The sequence below is a fragment of the Pirellulales bacterium genome (assembly GCA_035499655.1).
In the GTDB taxonomy this organism is placed as follows: Bacteria; Planctomycetota; Planctomycetia; order Pirellulales; family JADZDJ01; genus DATJYL01.
Genome location: DATJYL010000133.1, coordinates 1 through 4906, shown reverse-complemented (window position 1 = coordinate 4906; position 4906 = coordinate 1). Strand labels below are relative to the sequence as shown.

Annotated in this window: 7 protein-coding genes; 4 read left to right on the top strand and 3 right to left on the bottom strand. The window is 57.3% G+C overall.

What is annotated here, in order from left to right; translation table 11 throughout:
* Window positions 1–144: 144 nt before the first annotated feature.
* Window positions 145–351, bottom strand: coding sequence for a hypothetical protein (locus VMJ32_09395; protein HTQ39233.1), 207 nt, complete (start codon window positions 349–351; stop codon window positions 145–147).
* Window positions 352–411: 60 nt separating this feature from the next.
* Between VMJ32_09395 and VMJ32_09390 the strand changes: the two genes are divergently transcribed.
* The 4 genes from VMJ32_09390 (at window position 412) to VMJ32_09375 (ending at window position 3328) form a co-directional block, all read left to right on the top strand.
* Entirely contained in the window at window positions 412–645 is a 234-nt protein-coding gene (locus VMJ32_09390; protein ID HTQ39232.1) for a hypothetical protein, read from the top strand.
* On the top strand, window positions 606–1787 hold the full coding sequence (bioF, locus tag VMJ32_09385; protein HTQ39231.1) for an 8-amino-7-oxononanoate synthase: 1182 nt from the start codon (window positions 606–608) through the stop codon (window positions 1785–1787). The genes VMJ32_09390 and bioF overlap by 40 nt, the downstream gene beginning before the upstream one ends.
* Window positions 1788–1897: 110 nt before the next feature.
* Window positions 1898–2941 carry a type I glyceraldehyde-3-phosphate dehydrogenase gene (gene gap / locus VMJ32_09380; protein ID HTQ39230.1) on the top strand — a complete coding sequence of 348 codons (1044 nt, stop codon included), beginning with the start codon at window positions 1898–1900 and terminating at the stop codon, window positions 2939–2941.
* Window positions 2942–2962: 21 nt separating this feature from the next.
* On the top strand, window positions 2963–3328 hold the full coding sequence (locus VMJ32_09375) for a hypothetical protein (protein ID HTQ39229.1): 366 nt from the start codon (window positions 2963–2965) through the stop codon (window positions 3326–3328).
* A gap of 7 nt (window positions 3329–3335) precedes the next feature.
* Here VMJ32_09375 and VMJ32_09370 read toward each other — a convergent pair whose 3' ends face one another.
* The gene (locus VMJ32_09370; protein ID HTQ39228.1) at window positions 3336–4586 is read right to left on the bottom strand and encodes a hypothetical protein; all 1251 of its coding nucleotides are present in this window, start codon (window positions 4584–4586) and stop codon (window positions 3336–3338) included.
* Between the two features lie 172 nt (window positions 4587–4758).
* Window positions 4759–4906: ATP-dependent Clp protease proteolytic subunit (locus tag VMJ32_09365; protein ID HTQ39227.1), on the bottom strand; the 148-nt coding region annotated here is incomplete at its 5' end.

Below are 4906 nucleotides of genomic sequence, written 5' to 3'. Positions count from 1 at the left end.
ACCGCTGTCGCACGCTGGAGGAGCTGCTCGACTTGGCCTACGACTGGTTTCAAGCCAACAATAATCACTACCTTGATATGCAACACACCTTCGCTTCCGCAGCCTAAATGCGCTTCGATCAGGTGGAGTACCTATTTAGCTGGCTCAATTTCTGTCCTTGAAATTCGCGATCACCTCACCGATAATATTCGTCGAAGTGAACGGACGATCAGTTACCAATGCCACAAAGAACGCGACGACAACCAGTATTAGACGCAAAATCATTTTCAACTTGTAGCTCGCCAAGAACGTGCCAAGTGTTGCAAGCGGAAGAACCATAATGGCGAGGGCTAGTGCATCCATGCCCGACATTGTAGCAGAGGGGGCGGCACACAGTTGGCGCTCGCTCGATAAATGCCTGATGGATAAGAATTGCCGGATAAAGCTATTAGCGAGCCGGTTCTTGGCTGGCCGCAGTCAACCGCTGATGGACGTTTCCGTTTTTCACCGTTTATCGAACGGTTTTTTGACCGTTTTTCACCGTTTTTTCCGTTTTCTGATAATTTTTTTGTGGGCTCTGCTGCCGCCTTCTCGTGTTTTGGTTTTTGCATTCCCGTTGAAAACGAATGGCCTTCGATTCCCTGTCTTGGCTCGATGACGAATTGATCGCGCTCGACGCCCAGCATTTGCGGCGTAGCCTGGCGACACGCGCCGGCCCGCAACAAGCCACGATTACTTCCGATGGCCGCGAATTCATCAACTTCGGCGCCAACGATTATTTGGGCTTGGCCGCCGATCCGCGCTTGGCTGACGACGCAAATCGGGCCACGCAGCAGGAAGGCTGGGGCGCCGGCGCCAGCCCGCTGATAACAGGGCATTCCGAAGCCCATACCGAACTGGAACGGCGCTTGGCGGAATTCGAAGGAACCGAAGCGGCGCTGGTCTTCACCTCCGGCTTTGCCGCTAACTGTGGCACGGTGGCCGCCCTTGCTGGAGCGGGCGATGCCATTTATGCCGACGCTAAAAATCATGCCAGCCTGATCGACGGCTGCCGGTTGTCCCGGGCCGAAGTGCATATTTATCGGCACTCCGATGCGAATCATCTGGCCGAACTGCTCGGCAATTCATCACGCTACCGCCGCCGGCTGATTGTGACCGATTCGCTCTTTAGCATGGATGGCGATTTCGCGCCGCTGGCGCAATTGGCCGAACTAGCGGAAAAATATCACGCCATGCTGATGGTGGACGAAGCGCACGCCACCGGCATCTTCGGCGCGCATGGCCGCGGCGTGGCCGAGCATTTGGGAGTCGAAAGCGGCGTCCACATTCGTATCGGCACGCTGAGTAAAGCACTGGGCTCAAGCGGCGGATTTGCCGCCGGTCGGCGCAGCCTGATCGATTGGCTTTTGAACCGCGCCCGTTCTTACGTTTTCTCCACTGCTTTTCCACCGGCTGTCGCCGCCGCCGCGACAGCCGCGCTGCAAATTGTGCGCGACGAACCCCAGCGTCGGCAGGAATTGCTGGCCCGCGCCGCCGCACTTCGCCGACAACTGACAGCTCAAGGCTGGAATCTCGCCCACTCCGAAAGCCAAATTATTCCGCTGTACATCGGCGATCCGCGGCGCACGATGCAGCTAGCAGAAACATTGCGCGAGCGTGGACTGCTCGTCCCAGGAATTCGTCCCCCATCGGTGCCGGCCGGCGAATCTTTGTTACGAATCAGTCTGAGTTGGGCTCACACTCCAGCCATGCTGGATAAGCTGCTGGCTGCGCTGGCCGATTGCTGGGCCGGGATGCGAGGAGTATAATCTTTGGTTCGGTTTATTTGGATCAACTTCAACCCGCCGACGGCCCTGTTCTGGCCAAACCCAACCGGTGCGTTGGCATTTTTTAGTTTTGTGGCACAAGGAGAACTATCGTGGGTATTCGTGTAGGTATTAACGGTTTTGGGCGCATCGGTCGGTTAGTGTTTCGCATTATGGCGGCCCGCGCCAGCGAGTTCGATGTGCTGGCCATCAACGATTTAACTGACACCAAAACTTTGGCCACCCTGCTCAAGTACGACAGCACCCATCGCCGCTTCAACGGCACGGTGCAGCACGACGACAACGCCATCGTGGTCAACGGCAAGCGGATTGAAGTGCTGAAAGAGCGCGATCCCGCCAAGTTGCCCTGGGGTAAGCTGGGCGTCGACGTGGTCGTGGAAAGCACCGGCATTTTCACCGGCCGGGCAGACGCCGCCAAAGGCAAAGCCGGGTACGATACGCACCTGCAAGCAGGCGCGAAAAAAGTCGTGCTTAGCGCGCCGGCCAAGGACAAGCCCGATTTAACCTGCGTGATTGGCGTGAACGATCAGGAGCTCACGCCGCAAGTCAAAATCGTCTCCAACGCCAGTTGCACCACCAACTGCTTGGCCCCCATGGCCAAGGTGCTGCACGACAAGTTCGGCATCGAAAAAGGCTTGATGACGACCGTTCACAGCTACACCAACGACCAGCGGCTGCTGGACCTGCCGCACGATAATTTGTACCGTGCCCGAGCCGCCGCCGCGAACATCGTTCCCACCACCACTGGCGCGGCCAAAGCCGTGGGCGAAGTCATTCCGTCGCTCAAGGGCAAGCTGACGGGCATTGCACTCCGGGTGCCCACCACCGACGGCAGCGTGACCGACCTGACGGCGCTGATGAAAAAAAATGTCACCAAGCAGGAAATCAACGCCGCCATGAAAGAAGCCGCCGACACGCCGCTGGAAAAAGGTGGCTTGAAGGGAATTTTGGAATACACCGACGACCCCATCGTCTCCAGCGACATCATCGGCAACCCGCACAGCTCCATCTTCGCCGCCGACCTGACCGAAGTGATCGACGGCAACCTCATCAAAGTCATCAGTTGGTACGACAACGAATGGGGCTATTCCTGCCGCACCGCCGACTTGATCGCCCGGCTGGGGAAAATGCTTTAGCATCAGTTACAGGGGCGATTGATGGGCTTTTTCAACCGAATTTTCGGCAAACGGTCACAACCCAGGAACCCAAGTTCGCCGCCTATTGAGCAGGCAGTTCTTGTGTATCTCGACGGTGTCGGATTACCAAACCACATTTATCAAGAATGTGAATTGGCGACGATTGAAGACCGACTGATGGCAACAATCGAGGATAGTAACCTGGGTGAATTTGACGGCAATGAAATTGGCCCGAAGGAGACGGTTTTGTACATGTACGGGCCCGATGCAGAAAAATTATTTGCAGGAATCGAGTTGACGCTACGGAATTATCCGCTATGTCAGGGCGCTCGAATCATCATTCGCCATGGTGGTCCAGGCGCAAACCAAAGAGAAATTAAGCTCTAGAAGCTGATTACCGATACGGCGACCACACCGGGCGGCGCGAGGCGTCCAGCAACGGTTTATCGTTTGAGGCGCCTGACGGCGTGGCAGCGGGCGTCGGCTGACTGGCCAGCGGCGCTGCGGTTAAAGCAGGGCCGGCGTCGCCATCGTCAGGCTGATACACACTATCGTGACGATCTGCCCCGGCTGCCGCTTGCGGATCAGCATCGGCAAAGGCATCAGCAGCCGATCGCGGCGATGATGAAGCCGTGGATTTTTTCCAATCGCGCGGGCCGGAATCGCCGCCAGCCACTTGCACGTCGATGGGCAAATTCGCTTCCAAACGCCGCCCATCAAACGTCGTGAACCGCACAAACACCCGCAAATCGCTGTGTGCAGGCGGAGTCTGCCATGGCAGTTCGAATTGCAGCGAAGCGCCGTCGTGATTCCGCCGCACATGCTGCGGCACTGCATCCGCATCGAAATCCCACCGCGCAATGCGGGCCGCCGAGCCTTCCAATGCCGGATCGACCACCACAATCGACACGTCGCCGGGTGCCAACACCCGCTTGCCGTGGGAATCGCGCTGCTGGATAACCACATTCAAGTATCCCCCGCCGGCTTGTCCGGTACTGTTCATTTCGCCCGTTAAGCCATCGTTCAGTTCGATGCTCTCGACTTCCGTGTCGGGGTTCAGCCGCTCCATAGGCCGCGCCTCGCTGCCGCCAGGTGTGGAATAGCTGGCTCGCTTGGCCATGGGTTCCGCCGCCGTGTAATCGGCCTGCTTGACCGCAGGGTCCAACATAGTATCGCCAGCCTGTTGGACCGCCGCGTCAGCCGTTGTGGGCTCTGGCTGAACGTTTCCGGCAACACTGGAATTGCTTTCACGCGTGCTGGAAGAGCTGGGCGTGAAGGGCTTTCCAGGCTGCACTTCCGGCATGGAAGGCGGGGCCGGTGGCAATCCCGGGGTCTCTGTCCCGCGGCCGGGCGATGGCGTAAAGGGCGGCGGCGGCCCCAAATCGGGCCCGCTGCTGTTGTTGCCTCGCAAAATGTCAGTCTGCTTGTTAAGCGAATTCGCCCGCGCATTTGCTTCATCCAACTCGCGCTGTTTGTCCTCTAGTTCCCAGCGTAAGCGGTAAATGCAATCTTCCTGCAAGCGCAGTTCGCGCTCCCAAAGTTGTTGATTCACGCGGTTTTTGTAATTGGAAAAACAACCGCTAGCTGGCAGCAGCAACGCCAACACGCTTAGGGTAACAACGTGCCGAAAATAGCCCGTCTTCATAAATCGCCTCATGCGAATAAACGGACGCCGCCCGATTCATTCGAGCGGAGGTCGATAAGTTTTGTTGTCCGCGAATGCGGAAATGGGAAAATGACCAATGACCAAATCTCAATGACCAAACTTAGCACTCGCGGGGTTGGTCATTGGTGCTTGGTGATTCGTCATTCTGCTTTCAAACCGGTGCCTTCACTTCCATGTGTTCAATCACCTGATCGATCAGCCGGTATTCCAATGCTTCCTGTGACGACATGAACCGATCGCGGTCCGTGTCTTGCTCAATTTTCTCCAGCGGATGCCCGGTATGCTTCAGCAAAATGGCG

Excerpts from the sequence above, each read along its gene's own strand:
- VMJ32_09395 (HTQ39233.1), bottom strand. The coding sequence starts at position 351 with ATGTCGGGCATGGATGCACTAGCCCTCGCCATTATGGTTCTTCCGCTT.
- bioF (HTQ39231.1), top strand. The coding sequence starts at position 606 with ATGGCCTTCGATTCCCTGTCTTGGCTCGATGACGAATTGATCGCGCTC.
- VMJ32_09375 (HTQ39229.1), top strand. The coding sequence starts at position 2,963 with ATGGGCTTTTTCAACCGAATTTTCGGCAAACGGTCACAACCCAGGAAC.
- VMJ32_09370 (HTQ39228.1), bottom strand. The coding sequence starts at position 4,586 with ATGAAGACGGGCTATTTTCGGCACGTTGTTACCCTAAGCGTGTTGGCG.